The sequence below is a fragment of the Achromobacter anxifer genome (assembly GCF_903652925.1).
Taxonomy (GTDB): Bacteria; Pseudomonadota; Gammaproteobacteria; order Burkholderiales; family Burkholderiaceae_B; genus Achromobacter; species Achromobacter anxifer.
This window is the reverse complement of sequence record NZ_CAHLAR010000014.1, coordinates 109,710-134,222: the sequence shown is the minus strand read 5'-3', so window position 1 is coordinate 134,222 and position 24,513 is coordinate 109,710. Positions and strand designations below refer to the sequence as shown.

At 66.9% G+C, this 24,513-nt stretch carries 25 protein-coding genes; 13 read left to right on the top strand and 12 right to left on the bottom strand.

Translation table 11 applies throughout. The annotated features are described in order from the left end of the window. Positions 1-40 precede the first annotated feature (40 nt). From rlmH to HWY37_RS30795, 6 genes are all read right to left on the bottom strand, one after another. Positions 41-511: a 23S rRNA (pseudouridine(1915)-N(3))-methyltransferase RlmH gene (rlmH, locus tag HWY37_RS30820; protein ID WP_175210803.1), complete on the bottom strand. Its 471-nt coding sequence runs from the start codon at positions 509-511 to the stop codon at positions 41-43. 7 nt (positions 512-518) lie between these two features. Then, entirely contained in the window at positions 519-920 is a 402-nt protein-coding gene (rsfS, locus tag HWY37_RS30815) for a ribosome silencing factor (RefSeq protein ID WP_175210804.1), read from the bottom strand. 75 nt (positions 921-995) lie between these two features. After that, on the bottom strand, positions 996-1,583 hold the full coding sequence (gene nadD, locus HWY37_RS30810; RefSeq protein ID WP_175210805.1) for a nicotinate (nicotinamide) nucleotide adenylyltransferase: 588 nt from the start codon (positions 1,581-1,583) through the stop codon (positions 996-998). Continuing rightward, positions 1,580-2,491, bottom strand: a complete 912-nt coding sequence (gene hemF / locus HWY37_RS30805) for an oxygen-dependent coproporphyrinogen oxidase (RefSeq protein WP_176090545.1) — start codon at positions 2,489-2,491, stop codon at positions 1,580-1,582. The genes nadD and hemF overlap by 4 nt, the downstream gene beginning before the upstream one ends. Positions 2,492-2,503: 12 nt before the next feature. Next, positions 2,504-3,811 (bottom strand): phosphoribosylamine--glycine ligase, encoded by a 1,308-nt coding sequence (gene purD, locus HWY37_RS30800; protein WP_175210807.1) that lies wholly within the window; start codon positions 3,809-3,811, stop codon positions 2,504-2,506. Between the two features lie 142 nt (positions 3,812-3,953). Beyond that, a complete protein-coding gene (locus tag HWY37_RS30795; RefSeq protein WP_176090544.1) occupies positions 3,954-4,685 on the bottom strand; it encodes a YebC/PmpR family DNA-binding transcriptional regulator in 732 nt (243 codons plus the stop codon). A gap of 161 nt (positions 4,686-4,846) precedes the next feature. Between HWY37_RS30795 and HWY37_RS30790 the strand changes: the two genes are divergently transcribed. The 3 genes from HWY37_RS30790 (at position 4,847) to HWY37_RS30780 (ending at position 8,589) form a co-directional block, all read left to right on the top strand. Continuing rightward, positions 4,847-6,373: a helicase HerA-like C-terminal domain-containing protein gene (locus HWY37_RS30790; RefSeq protein WP_175210810.1), complete on the top strand. Its 1,527-nt coding sequence runs from the start codon at positions 4,847-4,849 to the stop codon at positions 6,371-6,373. A gap of 155 nt (positions 6,374-6,528) precedes the next feature. After that, complete coding sequence (locus tag HWY37_RS30785; RefSeq protein ID WP_175210812.1) at positions 6,529-7,596, top strand: tartrate dehydrogenase; 1,068 nt, start codon at positions 6,529-6,531, stop codon at positions 7,594-7,596. 222 nt (positions 7,597-7,818) lie between these two features. After that, positions 7,819-8,589 (top strand): hypothetical protein, encoded by a 771-nt coding sequence (locus HWY37_RS30780; RefSeq protein ID WP_246302454.1) that lies wholly within the window; start codon positions 7,819-7,821, stop codon positions 8,587-8,589. 52 nt (positions 8,590-8,641) lie between these two features. On the opposite strand, the gene HWY37_RS30775 is transcribed toward HWY37_RS30780, so the two are convergent. The 5 genes from HWY37_RS30775 to HWY37_RS30755 all read right to left on the bottom strand — a co-directional run bounded on the left by HWY37_RS30775 (position 8,642) and on the right by HWY37_RS30755 (position 14,431). Continuing rightward, the gene (locus HWY37_RS30775; RefSeq protein ID WP_246302453.1) at positions 8,642-10,255 is read right to left on the bottom strand and encodes a DHA2 family efflux MFS transporter permease subunit; all 1,614 of its coding nucleotides are present in this window, start codon (positions 10,253-10,255) and stop codon (positions 8,642-8,644) included. Then, positions 10,252-11,445 (bottom strand): HlyD/EmrA/EmrK family protein, encoded by a 1,194-nt coding sequence (locus tag HWY37_RS30770; protein WP_176090543.1) that lies wholly within the window; start codon positions 11,443-11,445, stop codon positions 10,252-10,254. Before HWY37_RS30770 ends, HWY37_RS30775 begins: the two co-directional genes overlap by 4 nt. A 22-nt stretch (positions 11,446-11,467) precedes the next feature. Beyond that, the gene (locus tag HWY37_RS30765) at positions 11,468-12,895 is read right to left on the bottom strand and encodes an efflux transporter outer membrane subunit (protein ID WP_176090542.1); all 1,428 of its coding nucleotides are present in this window, start codon (positions 12,893-12,895) and stop codon (positions 11,468-11,470) included. Between the two features lie 99 nt (positions 12,896-12,994). Beyond that, positions 12,995-13,501, bottom strand: a complete 507-nt coding sequence (locus HWY37_RS30760; protein ID WP_175210821.1) for a MarR family winged helix-turn-helix transcriptional regulator — start codon at positions 13,499-13,501, stop codon at positions 12,995-12,997. Between the two features lie 33 nt (positions 13,502-13,534). Continuing rightward, the gene (locus HWY37_RS30755; protein WP_175210823.1) at positions 13,535-14,431 is read right to left on the bottom strand and encodes a DMT family transporter; all 897 of its coding nucleotides are present in this window, start codon (positions 14,429-14,431) and stop codon (positions 13,535-13,537) included. Between the two features lie 70 nt (positions 14,432-14,501). On the opposite strand from HWY37_RS30755, the gene HWY37_RS30750 reads away from it, so the two are divergent. From HWY37_RS30750 to HWY37_RS30705, 10 genes are all read left to right on the top strand, one after another. Next, positions 14,502-15,479 carry a DMT family transporter gene (locus HWY37_RS30750; protein ID WP_175210825.1) on the top strand — a complete coding sequence of 326 codons (978 nt, stop codon included), beginning with the start codon at positions 14,502-14,504 and terminating at the stop codon, positions 15,477-15,479. A gap of 70 nt (positions 15,480-15,549) precedes the next feature. Further along, positions 15,550-16,539 carry a quinone oxidoreductase family protein gene (locus tag HWY37_RS30745; RefSeq protein WP_175210827.1) on the top strand — a complete coding sequence of 330 codons (990 nt, stop codon included), beginning with the start codon at positions 15,550-15,552 and terminating at the stop codon, positions 16,537-16,539. Positions 16,540-16,789: 250 nt separating this feature from the next. Further along, a complete protein-coding gene (gene styD, locus HWY37_RS30740) occupies positions 16,790-18,301 on the top strand; it encodes a phenylacetaldehyde dehydrogenase StyD (protein ID WP_277352910.1) in 1,512 nt (503 codons plus the stop codon). A gap of 69 nt (positions 18,302-18,370) precedes the next feature. Further along, complete coding sequence (locus HWY37_RS30735) at positions 18,371-19,252, top strand: transporter (protein ID WP_175210829.1); 882 nt, start codon at positions 18,371-18,373, stop codon at positions 19,250-19,252. A gap of 32 nt (positions 19,253-19,284) precedes the next feature. Then, positions 19,285-20,475, top strand: a complete 1,191-nt coding sequence (locus HWY37_RS30730; protein WP_175210831.1) for an amine dehydrogenase large subunit — start codon at positions 19,285-19,287, stop codon at positions 20,473-20,475. Continuing rightward, a complete protein-coding gene (locus tag HWY37_RS30725; RefSeq protein ID WP_176090541.1) occupies positions 20,472-21,029 on the top strand; it encodes a MauE/DoxX family redox-associated membrane protein in 558 nt (185 codons plus the stop codon). The genes HWY37_RS30730 and HWY37_RS30725 overlap by 4 nt, the downstream gene beginning before the upstream one ends. Positions 21,030-21,040: 11 nt before the next feature. Next, a complete protein-coding gene (gene mauD / locus HWY37_RS30720) occupies positions 21,041-21,679 on the top strand; it encodes a methylamine dehydrogenase accessory protein MauD (RefSeq protein WP_175211870.1) in 639 nt (212 codons plus the stop codon). After that, a complete protein-coding gene (locus HWY37_RS30715; protein ID WP_175211871.1) occupies positions 21,663-22,181 on the top strand; it encodes a methylamine dehydrogenase light chain in 519 nt (172 codons plus the stop codon). The genes mauD and HWY37_RS30715 overlap by 17 nt, the downstream gene beginning before the upstream one ends. Continuing rightward, on the top strand, positions 22,178-22,720 hold the full coding sequence (locus HWY37_RS30710) for a c-type cytochrome (RefSeq protein ID WP_420872160.1): 543 nt from the start codon (positions 22,178-22,180) through the stop codon (positions 22,718-22,720). Before HWY37_RS30715 ends, HWY37_RS30710 begins: the two co-directional genes overlap by 4 nt. A 148-nt stretch (positions 22,721-22,868) precedes the next feature. Beyond that, a complete protein-coding gene (locus HWY37_RS30705) occupies positions 22,869-23,828 on the top strand; it encodes an AraC-like ligand-binding domain-containing protein (RefSeq protein ID WP_175207454.1) in 960 nt (319 codons plus the stop codon). Here the strand turns inward: HWY37_RS30705 and HWY37_RS30700 are convergent, their stop codons facing one another. Continuing rightward, the gene (locus HWY37_RS30700; RefSeq protein ID WP_175207453.1) at positions 23,829-24,503 is read right to left on the bottom strand and encodes an epoxyqueuosine reductase QueH; all 675 of its coding nucleotides are present in this window, start codon (positions 24,501-24,503) and stop codon (positions 23,829-23,831) included. Between the last annotated feature and the right edge of the window lie 10 nt (positions 24,504-24,513).

Sequence of the window (24,513 nt, the reverse complement as noted above, 5' to 3'; positions counted from 1 at the left end):
CGGCAGTCAGGCGCGGCCGGCAGTCAGGCGCGGCCGGCAGTCAGGCGCGATGATAGGGGTGATTGGTCATGATGGCCCAGGCGCGATAGAGCTGCTCGGCCAGCACCACGCGCACCATGGGATGCGGCAGCGTCAGCGAGGATAGCCGCAGCTGCCCGGCGCAGGACGCTTTCAGGCCCGCATCCAGGCCGTCCGGGCCGCCGACGAGAAAGGCGACATCCTGGCCGCCGGCCCGCCATTGCTCCAGCTTCTGCGACAAGGCCATGGTGGTCAGGTCGCGTCCGCGCTCATCCAGCGCCAGGCGCAGGGCGCTGGCGGGCAGGGCGGCCTCGATCCGCTTGGCTTCGGCGGCCATCATCTGGGCGGGTGTCTTGCCCGTGGTCCGGGGTTCAGGCTTGATTTCGCGCAGTTCCAGCGCGCAGTCGGCCGGCAGGCGCTTGGCGTAGTCGTCCCAGGCAGTCTGCACCCAGTCCGGCATCCGAGTGCCCACGGCCACGACGATCAGCTTCACGGCGCGCTCAGTACTCGGCGTCGTGGACGCCGTCGCCGGGGATCGGCGCGACGCGGGTGGATTCGGGCAGGAGCTTCACGCGCACCGGCTTGCCGCCCCAGATTTCTTCCAGGTTGTAGTACTGGCGGATGGCGGGCTGCATGATGTGCACGACCACGTCGCCGAGGTCGACGACCACCCATTCGCCCGTGTCCTCGCCTTCGATGGTGATGCCGGAGAGGTCGAGGGCGCGGCCGCGGTCCGCCACGCTGGAAGCGAGGGCGCGGGTCTGGCGGTTGGAGGTGGCGCTTGCAATCACGACGCGATCGAACAGGCTGGTCAGATGCGTGGTGTTGTAGACCTTGATGTCTTGCGCTTTGACGTCTTCGAGGGCGTCGATGACGGCGCGTTGGAGTTTTTGTATATCCATAGTCAGTAAATATAACCCGCGCGCGGACAGCGGATGCTGGCCCCGTGGCGCTTTTGGCGCACGGCGGGTGTGGGTTTATCGGTAAAGATGGTGCGCCGCAATATAGGCGGCCACGGGCGCGGCCAGCAGGCCATCGGTGGATTCGCCCTGCGCCAGACGCTGGCGGATCTGCGAGGCCGACACCGGCATGGGGGCAAACGGCAACTCCAGCAATTCGCGTCCCTGGCCGCGCAGATGCTCGGCCAGCGCCGGTGGCGCGTTGAGCGCGGTGCCGGGGCGAGTGGCGACGGCCAGGTCCACCAGGCTGGCGATGTCCTGCCAGTTGCGCCAGGTGCAGAAATTCGCCAGCTGGTCGGTGCCCAGCAACCAGACATAGCGCGCGTCCTGTGGCAGGGCGCGCAGTGTGTCTATGGTGTAGGTCGCGCCGCCGCGTTCGATTTCAATGGGATTGACCACCAGGCCGGCATGGCCGGCGATGGCCAGTTGCAGCATGTCGCGGCGCTGTTCGGCCGTGGCGTGCAGCGCCGCGCGCTGCCAGGGATTGGCTGCGGGGATGAGCTGCACTTCGGCCAGGCCCAACGTTTGCAGGGCATTCTGCGCCAAGGCGATATGCGCGACGTGGACAGGGTCGAAACTGCCGCCCAGGAGCCCGATACGTTTCAAACCCAGTCCCGCGGTTTCAGGTAGGCGGCCAATTCCGCCTCGGGCGTGCCGGCTTCGGGCTGCCAGTCGTAGCGCCACTGGGCCAACGGCGGCATGGACAGCAGAATGGACTCCGTGCGTCCGCCGGACTGCAGGCCGAACAGCGTGCCGCGGTCGAAGACCAGGTTGAATTCGACGTAGCGGCCGCGGCGGTAGGCCTGGAAGTCGCGCTCGCGCTCGCCATAGGGGAGGCCGCGGCGGCGTTCCACGATGGGCATGTAGGACGGTAGGAAGGCGTCGCCCACCGACCGGGTCAGGGCGAACGAGGCCTCGAAGCCCGGGGCGTTCAGATCGTCGAAGAAGATGCCGCCGATGCCGCGCGTTTCATTGCGGTGCTTCAGGAAGAAGTACTCGTCGCACCAGCGCTTGTAGCGCGGGTAGTAGTCGGCGCCATGGCCGGCCAGCGCGTCGCGGCAGGTGGCGTGGAAGTGGCGGGCGTCTTCCTCGTACGGATAGTAGGGCGTCAGGTCGATGCCGCCGCCGAACCAGAACACGTCGGCCTCGTCGTGGCCGGGCCGGGCGGCCGCCAGGAACATGCGCACGTTCATATGCGTGGTGGGCACGTGAGGATTGCGCGGATGCAGCACCATGGATACGCCCATGGCTTCCCAGGAGCGTCCTGCCAGTTCGGGACGGTGCGCGCTGGCGGAGGGCGGCAGTTTGCTGCCCTTGACGTGGCTGAACAGCACTCCGGCCCGTTCGAACAGCGAGCCGCCTTCCAGCAGCCGCGACAGCCCGCCGCCGCCTTCGGGGCGCACCCATTCGTCGGCGCGGAAGGCCACGCCCTCCGCGTCTTCCAGGGCGCCGACGATGCGGGCCTGCAAGCCGGTGAGGTAGTCCCGGACGGAGGAAACGGGCAAGGCGTTCATCGGCGTTTCCGGCTAGGCGTTGGGCTTGGTCTTCTGCTGCGAGGGCTTGAGCGCGCGCCAGCCGATGTCGCTGCGGTACTGGCGGCCGTCGAAGTGGATGCCGTCGATCGCTTCGTACACGCGGTCGCGGGCCATCTTGACCGAGTCGCCTAGCGCCGTGACGCACAGCACGCGGCCGCCGGTGGTCTTGACTTCGTCGCCTTCCAGCTTGGTGGCGGCGTGGAAGACCATGCAGTCCTCGGCGTCGGCGGGCAGGCCGCGGATGACGTCGCCGGTGCGCGGCGTGTTCGGGTAGTTGTGCGCGGCCAGCACGGCGCCTAGCGCGGTGCGGCGGTCCCAGACGATGTCGGCCTGGTCCAGCGTGCCGTCGACGGCGTGTTCCAGGGCGTCCAGCAGGTCGCTCTTGACGCGCATCATGATGGGCTGCGTTTCCGGGTCGCCCATGCGGCAGTTGAATTCCAGGGTCTTGATCTCGCGGTCGGGATCATCGCCCGGGGCGATCATCAGGCCGGCGTACAGGAAGCCCGTGTACGGGATGCCGTCGCGCGTCATGCCTTGCACGGTCGGCAGGATGATTTCGCGCATGATGCGGTGGTGCAGTTCCGGGGTGACGATGGGCGCGGGCGAATACGCGCCCATGCCGCCCGTGTTGGGGCCCTGGTCGCCGTCCTGCAGGCGCTTGTGGTCCTGGCTGGTGGCCAGGGCCAGCACGTTGCGGCCATCGCACATGACGATGAAGCTGGCTTCCTCGCCCACCAGGCATTCCTCGATCACGACGCGCGCGCCGGCGGCGCCCATGGAACCGTCGCCCAGCATGGCGTCGACGGCGGCGTGCGCTTCTTCGAGCGTGGCGGCGACCACCACGCCCTTGCCCGCGGCCAGGCCGTCGGCCTTGATCACGATGGGGGCGCCTTCCTGGTCGATGTAGGCATGGGCCTTGGCCGGATCGGTGAAGGTTTCGTAGCGGGCGGTCGGGATGTTGTGCCGGACCATGAAGGCCTTGGCGTAGTCCTTCGAGCTTTCCAGCTGCGCGGCAGCCTTGGTCGGTCCGAAGATCTTCAGGCCGCGGGCGCGGAACACGTCCACGACGCCGGCGGCCAGGGGGGCCTCGGGGCCCACGACCGTCAGGGCGACGCCTTCGCGCTGGACGAAATCGGCCAGTTCCTCGGCATTGGTGAACGGAATGTTCTCGATCTGCTCGGCGCGTTGCGTGCCGCCATTGCCCGGCGCGACGTACACCTTGTGTACGCGCGGGGAGCGGGCCAGCCGCCAGGCGAGGGCATGTTCGCGGCCGCCAGAGCCAATTACCAGGAGTTTCATGTTGCGTGGTTCTTAAGGTTGCCAGTCGAGCGCCGCAAGGCGCCAGCCCGAGGAGTAGGCGAGGGATCCGGGCGGACCCGGATCCGATGACAGCGTGGCGCCGGGCAGGCAGGACCTGCCCGGCGCCGGGGTAATGGGATTTTTACTGCGCTTCGTCGAAAATGACGGTCGTATAGACTTCCTGCACGTCGTCCAGGCCTTCCAGGGCGTCGAGCAGCTTTTGCATCTTGATGGCGTCTTCGCCGGCCAGTTCGGTTTCGTTCAGGGCCTTCATGACGATGCCGTCGACTTCGGCCTTCAGGCCCGCGGCGTCGAAGGCGCTGCGCACGGCGGCGTAGTCGGCCGGCGCGCAGACGACTTCAATCACGCCTTCCTCGTCGGTGGTAACGTCTTCGGCGCCGGCTTCGAGCGCGGTTTCCATGACCTTGTCTTCCGAGGTGCCGGGCGCGAACACGAATTGGCCGCAGTGCTTGAACATGAAGGCGACCGAGCCTTCCTGGCCCAGGTTGCCGCCGTTCTTGGCGAAGGCGTGGCGCACTTCGGCGACGGTGCGGGTGCGATTGTCGGTCATGCAGTCGACGATCACGGCCGCGCCGCCGATGCCGTAGCCTTCGTAGCGGACTTCCTCGTAGGCGTCGCCGTCCGCGCCGCCCGCGCCGCGCTGGATGGCGCGCTGGATGTTGTCCTTGGGCATGTTGGCGTCGGTGGCCTTGTCCCAGGCCATGCGCAGGCGCGGGTTGCTGTCCGGGTCAGGGCCGCCGGCGCGCGCCGCCACGGTGATTTCACGAATGATCTTGGTCCAGAGCTTTCCGCGCTTGGCGTCTTGGCGCCCTTTGCGGTGCTGAATATTGGCCCATTTGCTGTGTCCGGCCATGGCTTCCCAGGGTAATTTGTCTGCAAAAATGGCATTTTACCGTGACGGAGCCCGGCGCGCCCGGGGGCTGCCCGCATGTGTCCTTATTGCCACGCGCACAACCGGGGCGGCAGGCTCTACACTTGGGCATCCATTTGATTCCCTGGTCCGGAGAGCTGCACATGCCCAACCCCATTGTCATCGCCAAGAATGCACAGACCGAGTTGGCGCTGCTGCCTGCCCTGGCCAATCGCCATGGCTGCATCACGGGGGCCACCGGCACCGGCAAGACCGTCACCCTGCAGGTCCTGGCGGAGTCCTTTTCCCGCATCGGCACGCCGGTGTTCATGGCCGACGTCAAGGGCGACCTGACCGGCATTTCCCAGGCGGGCGCGGCCACTCCCAAGCTGCTGGAACGCCTGAAGAACCTGGGCCTCGCCGAACCGGCCTGGGCAGCCAGCCCGGTCACGCTGTGGGACGTGTTCGGCGAGCAGGGGCTGCCGGTGCGCGCCACCATTTCGGATATGGGGCCGCTGCTGCTGTCTCGCATCCTGGAATTGAACGACACCCAGGAAGGAGTGCTGACGCTGGTGTTCAAGGTCGCCGACGACGAAGGGCAACTGCTGCTGGACCTGAAGGACCTGCGCGCCATGCTCCAGAACGTCGCCGACCGGGCGGCCGAACTGAAGACCCGTTACGGCAATGTTTCATCCGCCAGCGTCGGCGCGATCCAGCGCGGCTTGCTGGCCCTGGAATCGCAGGGCGCGGAGAAATTCTTCGGCGAGCCCATGCTCGATGTGGCCGACCTGATGCGCACGGACGCCCAGGGCCGCGGCATGGTCAACGTGCTGGCCGCCGACAAGCTCATGCAGGCGCCGCGCCTGTACGCGATCTTCCTGCTCTGGCTGCTGGCGGATCTATACGAGAAGCTGCCCGAAGTGGGCGACATGGACCAGCCCAAGCTGGTGTTCTTCTTCGACGAAGCCCACCTGCTGTTCAACGATGCCCCGCCGGCGCTTCTGAACAAGATCGAGCAGGTGGTGCGCCTGGTCCGCTCCAAGGGCGTGGGCGTCTATTTCGTGACCCAGAATCCCTTGGACATTCCGGACACCGTGCTGGGGCAGCTGGGCAACCGCGTGCAGCATGCCTTGCGCGCCTTCACGCCGCGCGATCAGAAAGCCGTGAAGACGGCGGCGCAGACGATGCGTCCCAATCCGGGGCTGGACATCGAGGCGGCCATTACCGAACTGGGCGTCGGCGAGGCGCTGGTGTCGCTGCTGGACGCCAAGGGCCGGCCCATGCCGACCGAACGCGCCTACATCGTGCCGCCGGCGAGCCGCATCGGCCCCGCGACCGACGCGGAGCGGCAGTCGCTGCGCCAGGGCAGTCCGCTGGCCGCCAAGTACGAGACGGCCATCGACCGGGAATCGGCCTACGAAGTCCTGGCTGGGCGCGCGGCCAAGCCGGCGGATCAGGCCGGAACCGCGAAGGATGCTCCGGCCCAGCCCGCGGGCAAGGGCGCCGAGCAGGAATCGGGGGGCGGGTTGATGGACAGCCTGAACGACGTGCTGTTCGGGTCCACCGGCCCGCGCGGCGGCAAGCGCGATGGCGTGGTGCAGACCATGGCCAAGAGCACCGTCCGGTCGATCGCGCGTGAGCTGACCCGAGGCATTCTGGGCTCGTTGCTGGGGTCCAAGGGCCGGCGCTAAACCTGGGAGGCGCGCCCGCGGACCAAAATCCCGGCTGTGCGCTCCCGTCAAGAAAAGTATCGAGTAACATCCTCGTGTAATCAAAAGGATGCTGCGCGGTGGCCGTTTGCGCTTATGAATCCGTGGAGCGAATCCAGAAAACAAAGGAAGACGTGGTGGCAAAGAAACACAAAATTGCGGTGATTCCTGGAGACGGAATTGGCAAGGAAGTCGTGCCCGAGGGCCTGAAGGTCCTGGACGCGGTCGCGAAGCGGTTCGGCATTGATTTCCAATGGGACCATTTCGACTGGAGCTGCGACTATTACGCCAAGCACGGCAAGATGATGCCGGACGACTGGCAGCAGCAGATCGGCCAGCACGAAGCGATTTTCTTCGGCTCCATCGGCTGGCCCGCCACGGTGCCCGACCATGAGGCGCTGTGGGGATCCCTGTTCAAGTTCCGCCGCGAGTTCGACCAGTACATCAACCTGCGCCCCGTGCGCCTGATGCCTGGCGTGCCGTCGCCGCTGAAGGACCGCCAGCCCGGCGAGATCGACTTCTTCATCGTGCGCGAGAACACGGAAGGCGAATACTCCAACAGCGGCGGCCGCCTGTTCGCGGGCACAGAGCGCGAAGTGGTCATCCAGGAAAGCGTCTTCACGCGCATCGGCGCCGATCGCGTCCTCAAGTTCGCTTTCGAACTGGCGCAGAAGCGCGGCAAGCACCTGACCGCGGCCACCAAGTCCAACGGCATTTCCATTTCGATGCCCTGGTGGGACGAGCGCGTGGCCGAGATGGCAGAGAAGTACCCCGACGTGCGCTGGGATAAGTACCACATCGATATCCTGTGCGCGCACTTCGTGCAGCATCCGGATTGGTTCGACGTGGTGGTCGCCTCCAACCTGTTCGGCGACATCCTGTCCGACCTGGGCCCGGCCTGCACGGGAACCATCGGCATCGCGCCGTCGGCGAACCTGAACCCGGAACGCAAGTTTCCGTCGCTGTTCGAGCCCGTGCATGGCTCGGCGCCGGACATCTACGGCAAGGGCATCGCCAACCCGATCGGCCAGATCTGGAGCGGCGCGCTGATGCTGGACTTCCTGGGCTATCCCGATGCTTCGGCCGCCGTCGTCAAAGCCATCGAAACCGTCCTGGCGGAAGGGCCGCGTACGCGGGACATGAAAGGCAACGCCTCCACCGTTGACGTCGGCAACGCGATTGCATCGCTGATCGCGGCAGGTTGAGGCGTTTGCGGGTTAAGGCCTTCAGGCTAGTAAATGGAAGATCCTGCTTATCCTCCTTCCGCCACCCATGTGGGTGGCGGACGGGCCGACCGTTTTGTGCGCAAGCTGTTCCGCGTGCTGCGATCGCGCACGCAGCGACATAACCAGCATCTGTGGCCATTCGTCCGGATCTGGAGGGATCAGTCCGGAGCGATCTGTCGCTTCCGCGCGTTTGGGCGGTCCTTGCCGGTCACCCCGCTGGCCGAAGGATATGACCCGGCCGATACCGAGGTGCACCTGATCCTGAGCGGTCCGTCCGTCGCCCAGATACCGTATGACCGGCTGGACATACGCGCGGCGATGGGGGTGAACGGCGCGATTGCGCTTGCAGGCAAATTCAACCTGCCGTTCAAGTATTACTGCATCATCGACCAGAACTTCGTCCGGGACCGCATCGACCTGGTGCGCGAGATCGTGTCTCGCGACCTGACCCTGTACGTCTTTCCCGAAGTGCTGCGCTACATCATGCAAGGCATTCCGCAGGACATGATCCGCTGCCGCATCTGCATCATTGAACTGATAGCTGAGCGCGCCTACGAACGCCGCGCCGCGCCAGCGGTGCTCAAGCGCATTGCGGCGGCTTCGCCCGACGTGCAGCTGCTGGACGCGAAGCTGGGGATGGGGTTCAGCTTCAACGCTGGATTGGGTGTATTCGACGCCGACACCGTGGCTTATGCCGCATTGCAGGTGCTGGTCTCCAGCGGCGCGCGCAAGGTCTATGCGCACGGCCTGGACCTGACGGTGCAAAATGGCCTGCGCTTCTACGATGAAGGCCAGACGCCTCAATCCAGCAGGCTGGCGCGCAAGTTCTCGCAACTGATCGAGCCGTCGTTCCGCTTTGCGGCCGCCCAATGGCGCGCGCGCGGCATCTCGGTCTTCAACCTGTCGCCCGTCAGTGCGCTGTCGGCCGACATCATCGAACGCGCCGACTGGCAGGTCTTGCTGAAGGAGTAACGTTGTTCGCGGCCCGGCCCCGGACGTAGTCCAGGACCGGGTGCGTCGCGCCCTAGTGCGCGCCGGCGGCCGCTTCGGCGGCGCCGCCACCGCCCGACTTGGCCGACCGCGGGCGGGCGAACCACACCAGCCCCGTCAGGGCCAGGAAGATGACGGCGGAGGCATAGAACACATCCACCGCCGACATGGTGAACGCTTGCGCGTTGATCAGCCCGTCCACCATGGTCAAGGCTTGCTGGTGGCTCACGCCCAGGCCGTTCTGCAGCGCATTCATGGTCTGGTCGAACGCCTGTTGGCCGGGCTTGGCGACTTCGGTCAGCTGCGCGTGGTGCATGGTCGCGCGGTTTTCCCAGAGCGTCGTCGCGATCGACGTGCCGAACGCGCCTGCCGTCAGGCGCAGGAAATTCGACAGGCCCGAGGCGGCGGGAATGCGCCACGGTTCGATGCTGGACAGCGTGATCGAGGTGAGCGGCACGAAGAAGGTCGCCATCGCCGCGCCCTGGATGATGGTCGGCACCATCAGCGTGCGGACATCGGTCTGGGTGTTGAAGCCCGAGCGCATGAAGCACACCAGCGCGAAGATCAGGAACGCCACCGTCGCGATCTGCCGCGGGTCGCGCGTGGCCAGCATCTTGCCCACGATGGGGGTCAGCAGGATTGCCAGCAGGCCCACCGGCGCGGTCACCATCCCCGCGTAAGTGGCCGTGTAGCCCATATTGCTCTGCAGCCACAAGGGCAGCAGCACCACGTTGCCGAAGAAGACGCCGTAGGCGACCGCCAGCGTCAGCGCGCCGACCGTGAAATTGCGGATCTTGAACAGGCGCAGGTCCACCACGGGGTGGGCGTCGGTCAGCTCCCAGATCAGGAAGAAGACGAAGGCCACGAACGCGATGGCGGCCAGCGCCACGATGGTGGAACTGGCGAACCAGTCCAGTTCCTTGCCCTTGTCGAGCATGATCTGCAGCGCGCCGACCCACACCACCAGCAGCGCCAGCCCGACCTTGTCGATCGGCAGCTTGCGCGTCACCGATTCCCGGTCGCCATAGATGCGCCAGCTGATCCAGGCGGCCAGCAGGCCCACCGGCACGTTGATGTAGAAGATCCAGGGCCAGGTGTAGTTGTCGGAAATCCAACCGCCCAGCAAAGGCCCGGCAACGGGCGCGACCAGCGTGGTCATGGACCAGACAGCCAGCGCCATGCCCGCCTTGGACTTGGGGAAGCTGGCCAGCATCAGCGCCTGCGACAACGGAATCATGGGGCCGGCGACCGCGCCCTGCAGCACGCGGAAGGCGATCAATGCCTCCAGCGAGGGCGCGAAGCCGCAAAGCCAGGACGCCAGCACGAACAGCAGCGTGGAGATCAGGAACAGCCGCACTTGGCCGAAGCGTTGCGTGAGCCAGCCGGTGAGCGGCACCGTGATCGCGTTGGCGACGGCGAACGAGGTGATGACCCAGGTGCCCTGGCTGGTGCTGACGCCGAGGTCGCCCGAGATGGTGGGGATGGACACGTTCGCGATCGAAGTGTCCAGCACGTTCATGAACACCGCCGTGGACAGCGCGATGGACCCGATGATGCGGGTCGCGCCTTCCAGCGGCGGGTAGGTGCCCGGCGCTTGGCCGCCCCGCGGAGGCGCCGGCGAGGCGGCGGGCTGTTGGGCTGCGCTCATGATGCGAGGTTGGCTTCGATGATCTTGTTGATCATGGCGTCGACCTCATCGTGGGCCGGCTCGAACGCGCGCGTCGACCAGACCGGTTCCTTGCGTTCGGCCTGCGTCAGGGGTTCGCCTTCCTGCTTGCCCACGTCCACCTCCACGTCCATCGACAGGCCCACGCGCAGCGGGTGCTTCTTCAGGTCCTCGGGGTCCAGCGCGATGCGCACCGGCACTCGCTGCACCACCTTGATCCAGTTGCCGGTGGCGTTCTGGGCGGGCAGCAGGGCGAAGGCGCTGCCCGTGCCGGCGTCCAGTCCGGCGATGGTGCCGTGATAGATGACCGAGCTGCCATACAGATCGGCAACCATCTTGGCCGGCTGGCCGATGCGCATCTTGCGCAGCTGGCCTTCCTTGAAATTCGCCTCGACCCACACCTGGTCCAGCGGCACGACGGTCATCAGGGCGGCGCCGGGGGCGACGCGTTGGCCCACTTGCACGCTGCGCCGGGCCACCACGCCGCCCACGGGAGCGGGCAGCAGGGTGCGCGATTGCGCCAGCCAGGCGTTGCGCAGGCCGGCCGCGGCTTGCTGCACATCGGGGTGGTTGGCGACCGTGGTGCTCTGGGTCAGGGCCTGGTTGGTCGCCAGCTTGGCGCGCGAGGCGGCCAGCGCGGCGCGGGCCTGCGCCAGGCCGGATTGGGCGGATTTCAGCGCGGCTTCGGCATGCAGGATTTCTTCGCCGCTGACGCCGCCGGACTTGGCCAGTTGCTGGCGGCGGTTGACGTCGCTCTGCGCGCGGGTCAGCTCAGCCTGGGCGCGCAGGATGTCGGCGTTGCGCAGGTCGACGTCGGCGGCCAGGGCGTCGTTCTGGACGTAGATGGTGCGCACCTGGCGCACGGTCTGCGCCAGCTTGGCCTGGGCCTGCTGCAAGGCTACGTCGGTATCGGCAGGGTCCAGTCGCACCAGCGGCTGGCCGGCAGTGACGGTTTCCGTGTCGTCGGCCTCGATGGCCACGACCGTGCCGGGCACCTGGGGCGTGATCTGCACCAGGTTGCCGTGCACGTAGGCGTCGTCGGTGCTTTCGAAGTGGGCGCCGAACAGCGCCCACCAGATGCCGTACGCGATCGCGATGAGGATGAAGGCCCCGGTGGCCAGCAACAGCAGGCGTTTGCGGGCGGGGTTGGCGGCGGGAGTGGCTGCGGTCATGACGTCTGAGTCCGGGGAGCGTTCAATGGATGGGATTCGTTGCGGGGGCGGGCTCGGCCGCGGGCGCGGGTGCATACCCGCCGCCCAGCGCACTGGCGAGGCTGGCGTCCAACTGGTAGGCGCGGATGCGCAGATCGGTGTCCAGGCGCGCCTGGGTCAGCACGCCGGTCTGGGCGATGAGCACCGAGATGTAGTTGCCCATGCCGGCCTTGTAGCGCTTGACCGCCAGGTCGTAGGCGGCGTCGATGGCTTCGCGTGCCTGGCGCTGCTGGGCCTTTTCCTGGTCCAGCAGACGCAGGCCGTCGAGCGCGTCGGCCACCTGGTGCACGGCGTCCAGCACGGTCTGGTTGTAGTCCGACACGGCGATGTCGGCATCGGCGCGGCGTCCGGCCAGATTCGCGTTCAGTTCGCCCCCATGGAAGATCGGCAGGGTGATCGCCGGGCCGAATCCGGCCATGCGGGCGTCCGCGCCCAGCAGATTGCCGGTGCCCATGGCCTGGAAGCCGGCGAACGCCACCAGGTTCACGTTGGGGTAGAACTCGGCCTTGGCGCTGTCGATGGCATGGCGGGCGGCTTCGGCACGCCATTTCGCGGCGACGACATCCGGACGGTGGCCCAGCAGGTCCAGCGGCACGCTGGCGGGCACGCCGCCGGCCGGGGCCGTCAGCGCCACCGGCTGCAGGGATTGCCCGCGCTGCGGGCCGGCGCCGGCCAGCGCCGCGACCTGATTGCGCAACTGTGCCAGGGTGGTGTCGGTCTGGGTCAGCTCGACCTTGCCGGCGGCCAGCGACGACTCCGCCTGCTTGACCTCGACCTGGGTGTCCAGTCCGGCCTTGTAGCGGCCTTCGGTCAGCGACAGCACATCGGCGCGCTGGGCCAGCACACGGTTGAGCACGTCGCGCTGGGCAAAGGCATTCTGCAGGTTCAGGTAGGCGCGGACCGTGGCGCTGGCCAGCAGATTGCGAGCTGCCTGCGCGTCGGCCGCGGCGGCTGCCTGTTGCGACACGGCCGCTTGCAGGCGCGAGCGGTTCTTGCCCCAGAAATCCAGCTCGTAGCTGAAGTCCAAGGCCAGCCGGTTGTCGCTGACCACCGAACCGCCCAGCGGCGCCGGGTAGATGTAGTCCTTGGACAGGTGTTCGCGGGTCAGCGCATAGTTGGCGTCCACGCGCGGCAAGAGCGGCGCGCGTGCCAGGCCGACGGCGGCATTGGCCTTGGCCAGGCGGGCCTGCGCGGCGCTCATCGACGGGCTGTTGGCCAGGGCCTCGTCCAGCAGCGCGTTGAGCTGCGGGTCGCCGTAGCGCTGCCACCATTGGGTTTCGGGCCAGGCGGTGTCCTGGCTGGTCAGTCCCAGCTTGGCCGCGTCCAGCGCCGCCACGGGTTCAGGTCCGGACTCCATCAATGCGCAACCGCTCAGGGCCAGCACCAATACGGTAGAAAGAAGGCGTTTCATCCTGACTGTTTGCTGAAAGTAATTGATTAATCTGTATTTGCCTAGGCAAATATTATGCCAAATAAAGCCCCGGCTATCCGGGGCGTGCGGACCGGCTCGTCAGCGCTCGGGCTGGGCGCTGGAAACAGAGCCGTTGGCAATCATGCGGCGCAGGAAGTGCATCAGCTGCGCGACCTCGTCGGTGGAGAATCCGCGCAGATGGTAATTCAGCACCCGCGCGATATTGGGCGGGATTTCGCGCGCCTTGGCCTCGCCGAGCTCGGTAAGCTCGATCTTGACGACGCGGCGGTCTTCCTGGCAGCGCGTGCGGCGCAGCAGGCCCTTGGCTTCCAGCCGGTCCAGCGCGCGGGTCATGGCGCCCGTGTCCATGCCGGTAAGCCGCGCCAGCTCGGCGGGCGTATCGGCGCGGCCCTTGAAGAGCAGGATGATGGGGCGCCATTGCATGGCGGTGAGGTCCAGCGGGGCCATTTCCTGGTCCAGCATCCGGTTCATGGAGTTGGAGACCTGCTTGATCAGGAAACCGGCATTGTCTTCCATGACGCAGCGGGCATCGCCGCGGTAATGGACGGGAGTATCGGAGGAGGAAGGGGGAGGCGCGGCAGTCATATGCGCCAAATTTTACTGCCTAGTCAGATATTGTCAAGGCTGCGACTTCGCCGGGGAGCCTGGCTGCGCGGGCGCAGGCGGCTGCTTGCGCAGGCCGGACCAGACGATGGCCGCCACGATCAGGGCGGCGCCCGCCATCATGCGGGGCGTGGGCTCCTGGCTGAACAGGATCCAGGCGAAGGCGATGGCGTAGACCGGCTCCAGTGCGATGACCAGCCCGGCGCTGCGGGCGTTCAGTCGCGTCAGGCTGGACACGAACAGATAGTGCGACAGGCCGGTGCAGAAGATCCCCAGCAGCGCCAGCCACAGCCAGTCCAGGGCGGGCAGGGCAGGCAGCTGGCCGACGGCGAAGGGCAGCAGCACCAGCGCCACCACCAGGTTCTGCCAGCACGCCACCTGCATCGGGTCCATGCCCGAGGCCGAACGGCGGTTGCTCAGCGCCAGCAGCGCGAAGCTCAGGCCCGACAGCAGGCCCCAGGCCAGGCCGATGGTGCCCTGGTCGGCCAGGTCGAACGAAGGCGTGACCAGCACCAGCCCGGCGGTCACCAGGCCCAGCAGCAGCCATTCCGCAGGGCGGATGCGTTCGCGGAACAGCAGGCCTTCGAACAGCGTGATGAAGGCCGGGAAGCTGGCGAAGCCCAGCGTGGCGATGGCGATGCCGCCGACCTTCACCGCAATGAAGAAGGTGACCCAGTGGCCCGCCAGCAGGGCCCCCGACACCACCAGCACGAACAGTTGCGCGGGCGTCAGCGCGCCCAGCAGCGGCTTGCGGCGCGCGCGGGCGAACAGGCCCAGCGCAATGACCGCGAAGACCGCCCGGCCCAGCGTGATGACCGCCGCGCTGGCCTGGATCAGCTCGCCGAACACGCCGGTCAGGCCGAAAAGCACGGCGGCAATATGGATATAGGTCAGGGCGCGGTGTCGGGTCATGCGGCGGATACGGTCGAAAAAGCGGAGGGAGATGCGTGCGAGGGCTGCGCGCAGAACATAAAATCATCGCATGAATCGCCTTGCCAAGTTTCCGTCGTCCCTCCGTTCTTCCAGCCGCGCGGCCGGCTTCTTCCTGGCGACCCTGGGCGCGGTGCTGTTTTCGGCCAAGGCCATCGTGGTGAAGTTCACGTACCGCTACGGCATCGACGCGGTCACCCTCATTGCCTTCCGCATGCTGTTCGCCATGCCGTTCTTCGCGGCGGTCGCCTGGTATCAGTCGCGCCGCGCGGCGCGCGGCGAGATCCCCATGATGACCCTGAAGGAGCGCGCGCAGGTCTGCGTGCTGGGCCTGCTGGGCTACTACCTGTCCAGCTTCCTGGACTTCCTGGGGCTGCGCTACGTCACCGCCAGCCTTGAACGCCTGATCCTGTTCCTGTCGCCTTCGCTGGTGGTGCTGCTGTCGGCCCTTTGGTTCAAGCGCCCGGTCGAGCGCCGCCAATGGATGGCCATGGTGTTGTCCTACGCCGGCGTGGTGCTGGTGTTCGCGCACGACCTGTCCTTCGGCGGCAGCGAGGTGCTGTTAGGGTCTTTGTTCGTTTTCGGGTCCGCGACCAGCTATTCTGTGTACCTGATCTGTTCCGGGGAGCTGGTCAAGCGGGTAGGGGCGACGCGCCTGGTGGCTTATGCCATGCTGGTGTCCTGCGTGGCCTGCATCATCCAGTTCTTTGCCGTGCATCCGCCGTCCATGCTGATCCAGCCTGCCGGGGTCTACGGGTATTCGGTGATCCACGCCACGCTGAATACCGTGGTGCCCGTGTTCATGCTGATGTGGGCGGTGGCGCTGATCGGCGCGCCTACCGCATCGCTGCTGGGCATGGTGGGGCCGATTTCGGTGCTGTTTCTGGCGGCGTGGTTCCTGCAGGAGCCCATCACGGTGTGGCAGATGGCGGGGACCGCGTTGGTGCTGGCAGGCGTGTTCGTGCTGATGGGGGGCGGGGCCGGCAAGCTGTCGTCCGCCGCGCCGCGCGAGGCCCGGCCATCGCGTTGAATCTGGTTTTCTCGTTCAGGGGCCGCAGACAGGCTCTCGTTAGCATTTTTTCCAATGAAAGGAGGCCAGCATGGCCAGCAATCTCGTCAAGGCAATTCGTATCGAGCAGCACGGTGGTCCTGAAGTCCTGAAGCTGGTCGAGGTGGAAGTGCCTCCGCCCGCCGCCAATGAAGTCACGATCCAGCAGCACGCCGCCGGCCTGAACTTCATCGATATCTATTTCCGCACGGGCTTGTATCCCCATGCGCTGCCGCACGGCCTGGGCTTTGAGGGCGCGGGCGTCGTCACCGCGGTCGGCGCCGACGTCAAGCACCTGAAGAAAGGCGACCGCGTCGCCTATGGCCAGAGCCCCATCGGCGCCTATGCCCAGGCGCGCAACGTGCCGGCCGCCCAGGTCGTCAAGGTGCCCAAGGGCATCGGCTTCGACGAGGCCGCGGCCCTGATGCTCAAGGGCCTGACGGTGCAGTACCTGTTCCGCCAGACCTACCGCCTGCAAGGCGGCGAGACCATCCTGTTCCACGCGGCCGCCGGCGGCGTGGGCCTGATCGCTTGCCAGTGGGCCAAGGCCCTGGGCGTGAAGCTGATCGGCACCGTTTCCAGCCCCGAGAAGGCCGAACTGGCCCGCGCCAACGGCGCCTGGGAAACCATCGACTACTCGCGCGAGAACGTGGCCGAGCGCGTGCTGGAACTGACCGGCGGCAAGAAGGTGCCGGTGGTGTATGACGGCGTGGGCAAGGACACCTGGGAAACCTCGCTGGACTGCATCGAGCCGCGCGGCCTGATGGTGAGTTTCGGCAACGCCTCCGGCCCCGTGTCGGGCGTCAACCTGGCGACGCTGAACCAGAAGGGCTGCCTGTACGTGACGCGTCCGTCGCTGGGCCTGCACGTGAACACGCTGGAAAAGCTGCAGGCGGCGTCCGAGGAACTGTTCGACCTGGTCCAGAAAAAGAAGATCAAGGTCCGCATCGACCAGCGCTACTCCCTGGAGCAGGCCGGCGAAGCGCAGACCGCGCTGGCCGGCCGCAAGACCACCGGCGCCACGGTGCTGATGCTGGACTGATCCGACCTCTGCGACGCGCGGGGCCCGCAACGGGCGCCGCGCCTGGCCCGGCATGGCGCAACGTGTCCTGCCGGGCTTTTTATTGTCTTCATGCTCATGGAGACAAGCGTTCCCGCCTAGGGTAGCGGCAAGCTCGAGCGCAGGCGCACTCTTCGCCATGCGCAAAATGACAAATCGCCATGCACGGCCCGACAAGCCAGCCGGAAACGCCGTTGCTATCCTGCCTCCAACCTATTCGTTGGAGCTACACATGCCTTCAGCAAGCGCGAGCACAGCCGGCCCGGCCGGGTCCGACCGCCCGGAACTGGGCGCCATCCGGGAAGCCATGTTCATCGACGGCAAGCCGGTGCGTGAAGGGCAGGGCGCGCCCATCGCCGTGCATGACCCCGCCACTGGCGAAGTCATTGCCCATCAGCCCGACGCCGGCCCCGCGCAGGTGAACCTGGCGGTGCAGTCCGCCAGGCGCGCCTTCGAGGCCGGGCCGTGGCGCGACATGCTGCCTGCGGGGCGCGAGCGCCTGCTGCTGAAGCTGGCCGACCTGGTCGAGCAGCATGGCACCGAGCTGGCCCGTCTGGAAACCCTGAACAACGGCAAGCTGCTGGGCGTGGCGCAAGGGCTGGAAGTCGGCTCGGGCGCGCAGTGGCTGCGCTATATGGCAGGCTGGGCCACCAAGATCACCGGCGACACGCTGTCGCTGTCGATTCCTTTTCCACCCGGCGTGCGCTACAGCGCCTATACCTTGCCGCAGGCCGTAGGCGTGGTGGCGGCCATCATTCCCTGGAACTTCCCGCTGCTGATGGCGATCTGGAAGATCGCGCCAGCCCTGGCCGCGGGCTGCACCGTGGTGCTCAAGCCCGCCGAGGAAACACCGCTGACCGCGCTGCGCCTGGCCGAGCTGGTGCTGGAAGCAGGCTTCCCGCCGGGCGTGGTCAACGTGGTCACCGGCCGGGGCGAGACCGCCGGCGCCGCGCTGGTCGCGCATCCCGGCGTGGACAAGATCGCGTTCACCGGCTCGACCGAAGTCGGCAAACTGATAGGACGCGCGGCGATGGACGACATGAAGCGCGTCTCGCTGGAGCTGGGCGGCAAGTCCCCCGTGATCGTGCTGGACGATTGCGACGCGGACCTGGCCGTGCAGGGTGCCGCGGCCGCCATTTTCTTCAACCAAGGGCAGGTCTGCACGGCGGGCTCGCGCCTGTATGTGCAGAAAAGCCTGTATCCCAAGGTGGTGCAGGGGCTGGCCGATCTGGCCGCCGGCATGAAGCTGGGCTCCGGTTTCGACCCGGCCACCCAGGTCGGTCCGCTGGTCTCGGCGCGCCACCAGCAGCGTGTCATGGACTACATCGACATCGGACGCGGCGAGGGCGGGCGGCTGCTGACGGGAGGCGTCCGCGGCGACGGCGCGGGCTACTTCGTGCAGCCCACCGTGTTTGCCGACCTGCCGCAGGACGCCCGCATCGCGCGCGAGGAGATCTTCGGGCCGGTCGTGGTGGCGCAGCCTTTCGACACGCTGGACGATGCCGTGCGGCTGGCCAACGATAGCGCCTATGGCTTGGGCGCCAGCCTCTGGAGCAACGACCTGCGCCGGGTGCAAAGCCTGATCCCACGCATCGACGCTGGCACGCTCTGGGTGAACACGCACAACATGCTGGATCCCAATATGCCGTTCGGCGGATTCAAGCAATCCGGCATCGGCCGCGAGCACGGCCGCGCCGTGCTGGAGATGTACCTGGAGCGGAAATCCGTTTGCATCGCTTACTAGAACGATGATGGCGCGGCCCAAGCCGGGAGATACCGGCGGCCGCGCCCTCGCGAAACCAAAGGGGAAGACATGGCAGGCAAGACAGGTTGCCGGGCCCGCAGACGCGCGGCGCTGTTGCTGGCGTGTGCCGGGGCCTCGCAGGCGGCATGGGCGGGAGACCCCAGCGCGCGCGACTGGATACCCGCGCCCGTGGGCACCAACATCGTCGCCGGGTATCTGGCGGGATTGCGCTCCTCGGGCCTGTACGCCGAAGGCAAGCGCGTGGACGGCGCGTCCATCGACGTGAACGCGCTGGTGTATCGCCAGATGCACTATCGCGATTTCTACGGCAAGACGGTGCAGCTCGAATTCATCGTGCCGATGTACCGGACGTCGCTGGATCTGCCGGGCGCGCCCGGCGACCATCAGACGGGCATAGGCGACGTGACCCTGGGTTCGGCCATCTGGCTGTACAACAACGAGCAGACCAAGACCTGGTTTGCCTGGGAGCCGTTCATCGTTGCGCCCGTGGGCCGCTACGACGGTTCGCGCCCCGACGTGTCGCCCGGCAAGAACCGCTGGTCCACCATCCAGGACTTTTCCTTCGTGCAGGGCGTCGGCGAATCAACCTTTCTGGAAGCCATCGCCGAAGTCGAAATCTACGGCCGCAACACCGACTGGTATGGACAGACGCTGAAGAAGGATCCGTCGTTCCGCTTCTTCGCGCTGGCCTCGACCAACCTGACGCCGGACACCTATACCGGCATCCGCTACCGCTATGAGACGGGCGGGAAGGAAACCGCTTCGGGCGAGACCGTCGCCACGCGGGCGCGCAACCACCAGCTGGCCGTCGAGCTGACGCACCAGATCAACGACGCCAACCAGATACAGATGCAGTACATCCACGACCTGAAGGTCGAGAACGGGCCGCGGATGCGTGGCGTGCAGTTGCGCTACGTCTATGCGTTCTAGGGGAACCGGATCATGAGACCAGGAGAATATCGATGAATGCGCTACGCGCCAGATCACGCGCATCGCGGGCCGTACGGTGGGCATTGTGCGCCGCCCTGGCGGCGTCGGCGGGCCTAGCCCGGGCCGACCTGCCCGTGGAGGAGCTCAAGGGCGGCACCCGATTGCCTCCCGCCACGCCGCACCGGCTGTACGTGATGGATGCCGTCTTCAATCACCTGGTCGACAGCCGGGTCAACATCTATGACGGCGACAGCATGAAGTTCCTGGGCATGGTACCCGCGTCGTTCAACGGACACATGACCGTGTCCGCGGACGGCAAGGACATCTATGTGATGACGACCTACTACGAGCGGCTGAATCGCGGCAAGCGCACCGATGTGGTCGAGGCCTGGGACGCCGAAACGCTCACGCCCAAGTACGAGGTGCCGATTCCACAGAAGCGCGCGCAGGCGTTGAACTACCGCAACTATCTGCAGCAGAGCACGGATGGAGAACTGCTGTTCGTGCAGAACGCCACGCCCGCGTCCTCGGTCACGGTGGTCAACCTGAAGACGCGCGAGTTCGCGGACGAGGTCACCGCGGCCGCTGGCTGCTGGAGCATCATCGTGCTGCCCTCGCGTCCGCGCAGCTTCGCCAGCATCTGCGGCGATGGCGCGCTGGTGACGGTGGACCTGGACCAGGCCGGCAAGCCGGCGGGGCAACAGCGCAGCCAGCCCATGTTCGATCCGGAGAAGGATCCCATCTTCACGCACACCGAGAACCTGGGCGACACCTACTACTTCGTGTCCTACAACGGCAATGTCTACAGCGCCGACTTCAGTGGCAAGGACGCGGCTTTCGGCAAGCCCTGGTCGTTGCTGGACGCCTCGGGCAAGGACCAGGGCTGGCGCCCCGGCGGCTACAACCTGCTGGCCATCAACAAGGCTGCCAAGCGGCTGTACGTGGGCATGCATCCCAACGGAGCGGAGGGTTCGCACAAGACGCCGGCCGCCGAGATCTGGGTCTACGACCTGGCCACGCACAAGCGGGTGGCGCGGGTGCCGGGCCAGAACGCCTTGTCCATGTCGGTGTCGCAGGATGACCAGCCGCGCCTGTACACCATCGACGGCGGCAACGTGAACGTCTATGACGCCGCGCCCGCCGCACCGGTCCTCAAGGGCACGATCCAGGCCGCGGGCGAGACCTCGCTGCAGGTCGAGCCGCAACCTCGAGGTGCGCGATGAACGATCCCGTGCTGCTGTATGCCGCGAGCGCGGCGCTGGCCTGCGTACTGCTTCTGGGCGCGCTGGAAAAGCTGAGGGACATGGCCGGCTTCGCCGCCATCGTGTCGGCCTATCGGATCCTGCCGGCGGCGGCGAGCGGCGTGTTCGCATGGGCCTATGTGCTGACCGAAGCGCTGGCCGGCGCCTTGCTGCTGGCGCCCGCAGGGCAGGCGGCGGGCGCGCAGCTGGCGCTGCTGGCGCTGGCCGTGGCCACGTCGGCGCTGGCCTTCAACCTGCTGCGGGGGCATCGCGACATCGATTGCGGTTGCGGCGGACCCGCGTCCCGCGGACCGGGGCGCGGCGCGCAGCGGGCCGGACTGTCGTGGTGGCTGGTGCTGCGCAACGCGGTGCTGGCGCTGTGGACCGCGCCGGCGCTGGTCGCCGCGGCGGGCCAGTCGCGCGGCCTGCAATGGGCCGACTCGGCCGCCGTCTTCGGCCTGGCCATGGCCGCCGTGGGCCTGTACTACACCGCCAATCACCTGTTGGCCTCCCATCTCAAGTTGCGCAATCTCTGAAGGAAACTCACATGGATGCCTTGATCATTTCCAATTTCCTGCTGTGGGGCGTGGTGCTCTGCCTGGTGCTGGTCATCCTGGCGCTGTCCAGGCAGATCGGCGTGCTGTACGAGCGCGTGGCGCCGATGGGGGCGCTGACGATGGACAAGGGCCCCGGCGTGGGCGAGCCCGCGCCGCGCTTCGAACTGGCGGATCTGCTGGGCCGCCGCATCGTCATCGGCGAACGCGGACAGCACAGCCAGCTGCTGTTCTTTCTTTCCCCCACCTGCCCGGTCTGCAAGAAGCTCTTGCCGATCCTGAAGTCGGTGGCCAGCAGTGAAAGCGCCTGGCTGCGCATCGTCCTGGCCAGCGACGGCGAAATGCCCGAGCACCTGGCGTTCTACAAGCAGGCGGGCCTGGAGCGCTTTCCGTACCTGCTGTCGACCGAGCTGGGCATGAAGTTCCAGATCAGCAAGCTGCCCTATGCCGTGCTGATCGACGAAACCGGAACCTTGCGCGCCAAGGGCCTGATCAACTCGCGCGAACAGCTCGAAAGCCTGTTCACCGCGAAGGAGCTGGGCGTGGCCTCGGTGCAGGAATTCCTGGCCGCCGGCACGCTGGAAGAAACCCGGATTTCCCGCAAGGAGAGCGGCAATGCATTGGCTGGATAAACTCGGAGAGCGCGCCGCGCGCTCGGTCGCGCACACCACTTCGCGGCGCAGCGTGCTCAACCGCATCGGCCGGGCGCTGGTCGGCACCGCCTTCCTGATGCCGGTGCTGCCGGTGGCGCGCTCGGCACCCGCGGACCCCAAGAAACCGCAGATGGACGACACGGCCTGCGACTACTGGCGCTATTGCGCGGTGGACGGCTTCCTGTGTTCATGCTGCGGCGGCAGCATGACGTCCTGCCCGCCCGGCACGTCGCCCTCGGCGGTCTCGTGGGTCGGCACCTGCCACAATCCGCTGGACGGCAAGGACTATCTGATCAGCTATAACGACTGCTGCGGCAAGGCTGCTTGCGGCAAATGCATGTGCGCATCCGCCGAGCGCGAGCGTCCGGGCTATCAGATGTTCCTGCACAACGACGTGAACTGGTGCATGTCCAACGAGTCCTCCATCTTCCACTGCACGACGTCCGTGATCGTGGGCCTGGCCAAGCCGAAGCCGAAATGATCAGGCCAGGGGCGCGACCGCGGTGGCAGGGATGGCGCGGGCTGTGCGCCGCCGCCATCCTGCTCTGCGCGGCCCGGGCGGCCGCCGGAGAGCTTGCGGCCGGCGCGCCGGTGGCGGACCGCGCCGCGGCCGACAGGCTGCGGCAGTCCGTCCGCGCCGACTATGTGCTGCAATGCGCGGGCTGCCATCGGGTGGACGGCCGCGGCAGCAGCCGCCACGGCATTCCCGACTTCCGCAACTCCGTGGGCGCATTCGTGCATCTGCCCGAGGGCCGCGAGTATCTGGTCCGGGTGCCGGGCGCGGCGCAATCGCAGCTCAGCAATGCCGAGCTCGCGGCCGTGCTGAACTGGGTGCTGGAGGAATTCAGCCCGGCACAGTTGCCGGGCGATTTCCGGCCCTATACGGAACAGGAAGTCGCCCAGGTCCGGCCACGCCGCTACGAGGACGTGGTGCCGGTGCGCCACGGGCTGGCGCAGGCGTTGTCGGGGCTGGGCTTCCCGCTGGCCGACTATTCCTATGGCAGCGACAGAAAACCCTAGCGGAACAGGCACTTAGGGGTTGTCACCGATACTCCCTGGCGCCGACCGATGCTAGAAAGAGGCAGCATTCCATTCAACGCTGTAGCTGTGTCGCCAGGCAGGCCGCCCCAGGCAAAAAGGCACGCCGTTTCGAGACGCCGGAGTCGCCATGTCCCCATCCCTTTTGCGCAGCGCGCCCACGCATTTCCTGGACTGCGCAAGCTGGCAGGAAAGTGTCAGCGATACCTTCGTACCCCTGGAAGTGTCCGCGGTGTTTCCCGCGCGTTTCCGCAACAGCGTGGCGGTGGATTCGTTGGGCTGGATGCAGGTCTGCGAATTGCGCAGCAGCGCCCAGCGCGTGCGCCGCAGCAAGCTGCTGGCCGACCGCTCCGAAGCGCCGGGCTACAAGGTGACGCTGCAGCTGTCGGGCCGCAGCGAGATCCGCCAGTCCGGCCGCAGCGCCTTGCTGGTGCCTGGCGAATGGAGCATCTACGACACCACCCGGCCCTACGAGGTCGAAGTCGATGACGGCGCGCACTTCCTGGTCATGCAGGTGCCAGGCAAGCATTTCGATGCCTGGCAATCCTTCATGCAGAACGCGGTGGCGCGCAGCTTCAGCGCGCGCCAGGGCTGCGGCCGCATGGCCATGGACCTGCTGCGCGTGGCGCTGACCGAACATGGCCGCTTGTCCGAGAGCGCGTCGCGCGACGCGGCCAACGCCGTGCTGCAGATGATGGGGCTGGATATCAGCGAGCGGGCAGGGGCGCAGGCTGAGCAGGATCAGGCCGAACTGCGCCAGGCGCAATTGCGCCGGGTGCAGCAGCACATATTCGAAAACCTGCATGATCCGGCGCTGTCGCCCGCCGCCGCGGCCGCGGCCTTCAGGATGTCGCGGCGCTATCTCTACAACCTGTTTGCGCTGGCTTCCACGACGCCGGCCGATTTCATTCTCAGCGCGCGCCTGGAGCGTTGCCGGGACACGCTGTGCGATGCCGCGCAAGCGGCGCGGCCCATAGGCGACATCGCCTACAGATTCGGTTTTTCAGATGCGGCGCGCTTCAGCCACGCGTTCCGCAAGCGCTTCGGCGTGTCGCCGTCGGAGTACCGGCGCCAGGGGCGTTCGGCCTGATCAGAGCTGTTCCTCGTTGATCAGGTCTTCCTTGCCGTAGAACTTCACGCCGATGTGGATGCGTTCGCGGCCTTGCGAGCGGCGGTGGCGGTTGGTGTCGCGCAGCGAATAGACGCAGCCGCAGTATTCCTGCTGATAGAAGTTTTCGCGCTTGCTGATTTCGATCATGCGGGCGGAGCCGCCGCCCTTGCGCCAGTTGTAGGTCCAGTAGATCAGATCATCGTAGCGCGCCGCGGCGCGTTCGCCGCAGCCGTTGATCTGGTTCATGTCCTTCCAGCGCGAGATGCCCAGCGAACTGGTGATGGTGTCGAAACCATGTTCGTGTGCGTAGAGCGCGGTGCGTTCGAAGCGCATGTCGAAGCAGGCCGTGCAGCGCTCGCCGCGTTCGGGGGCGTTTTCCATGCCCTTGACGCGTTCGAACCAGTTGTCCATGTCGTAGTCGGCGTCGATGAACTCGATGCCGTGCTGCTCGGCGAAGCGGATGTTCTCCTGCTTGCGGATCTCGTACTCTTTGACCGGATGGATGTTCGGGTTGTAGAAGTAGATGGCATAGTCGATGCCCGAGGCGGTCATCGCTTCCATGACTTCGCCGGAACAGGGCGCGCAGCACGAGTGCATCAGCACCTTGCGGCGGCCGGCGGGCAGGTCGAGTTTGGGGCGCACGAGTTCAGACATGGCTTGCAGG